Below are 1533 nucleotides of genomic sequence, written 5' to 3'. Positions count from 1 at the left end.
GATATTATCAAATGATTTTTCGTCAATTACTGCGTTGATGAAGTTTGAAGTGTCTTCTGGAGAACCCATTTTAAATGAATTCACTTGTTCAACGATGATTGATTTAACTTCGTCCCAAATGTTATTTGGTACGTATGCTCTCGAAGAAGCAGAACATTTTTGACCTTGGAATTCGAAAGATCCTCTCGTAATTGCCGTAGCAACTTGAGCAGGATCAGACGATTTGTGAACCATGATGAAATCTTTGCCACCCGTTTCACCAACGACTCTTGGGTAGCTCTTATAGTTTCCAATGTTGTTTCCAATTTCTTGCCATAAGTGTCTAAACACTCCAGTAGACCCTGTGAAATGCAATCCTGCGAAATCTCTATGTTTAAATACAACATCACCAGCAACTGGTCCATCAACTGAAATCAAATTGATTACACCATCTGGTAAACCAGCAGCTTTAAACAATTCCATAATTACTTGAGCAGAATACATTTGAGATTCAGCTGGCTTCCATACAATTGTGTTTCCCATCATTGCTGGAGCAGCACATAGGTTTGCACAAATAGAAGTAAAGTTGAATGGAGTAATAGCAAATACAAATCCTTCTAAAGGACGGTATTCTAATCTGTTCCACATTCCTGGTAATGAATCCGGTTGTTCACTATAGATTTGAGTAATATATTGAACGTTGAATTTGAAAAAGTCAATTAATTCACATGCCGCATCAATTTCTGCTTGAAATACATTTTTAGATTGTGCCAACATAGTTGAAGCATTCATTCTATCTCTGAATGGTCCAGCCAACAAATCAGCAGCCTTTAAAAAGATAGCAGCACGATGTTCCCATGGAAGGTTTGCCCATTCCTCTTTCGCAGCCATTGCAGCATCAATTGCGTCATTTACGTGAGATGCATCGCCATAATTAAAATGACCCAATACCTTTCCATGTTCATGCGGAGGAGTCATCGGCATTTTATTATCTGTACGAACTTCTTTACCACCAATATACATAGGTACATCGATAGGGTCTTGATTGTACATTCTTTTGTACGTATCAATTAAGTTTGTATGTTCTGAAGATCCTGGTGCATAAGCCCTAACAGGCTCGTTTACTGCTTCAGGAACTTTATTTAGTGCGTTTGACATATTTATTTATTTTGTTGCAAAAGTAACGATTGTTGTTTATCCTTGCAATGTCTTTTTTGACCGGAACCACTATGAGGAATTTTCGAATTTATTCGCTGATACTTTTTACGCAATTTTTTATTTCGCAAAATTCTCGTGCTCAAATAAGTTATTCAGAATTTTTAAACGAAGATGATATTCGTCATAAGGCTGAACTAGGCTTAGAATTGTGGAATAATTACCTCAGATCGGATTTGGATTCAGTTAAAGTTATTGCAATTGAACTATTAATGGATGCTTCCGAAAAGGAGGACGAATTTGCAAGAGCGATTGGAACTAGAATTCTAGGGAGTCATTTGTTTCGATCGGGTAACATTGATCAAGGAATTGAATACTTGATTTCATCTATAGGATATT

Annotated in this window: 2 protein-coding genes; one reads left to right on the top strand and one right to left on the bottom strand. The window is 36.8% G+C overall.

From position 1 onward, the window contains the following. Nucleotides 1-1137: aldehyde dehydrogenase family protein (locus HRT72_11770; protein NQY68383.1), on the bottom strand; the 1137-nt coding region annotated here is incomplete at its 3' end. A 71-nt stretch (nucleotides 1138-1208) separates the two neighbouring features. Here HRT72_11770 and HRT72_11765 point away from each other — a divergent pair. After that, nucleotides 1209-1533 (top strand): hypothetical protein (locus HRT72_11765; GenBank protein ID NQY68382.1); only part of this gene is annotated, 325 nt, incomplete at its 3' end.

The organism is Flavobacteriales bacterium, from assembly GCA_013214975.1.
Lineage (GTDB): Bacteria > Bacteroidota > Bacteroidia > DT-38 > DT-38 > DT-38.
The sequence above is the reverse complement of the archived record's forward strand: the minus strand, read 5'-3'. Positions and strand labels throughout refer to the sequence as shown.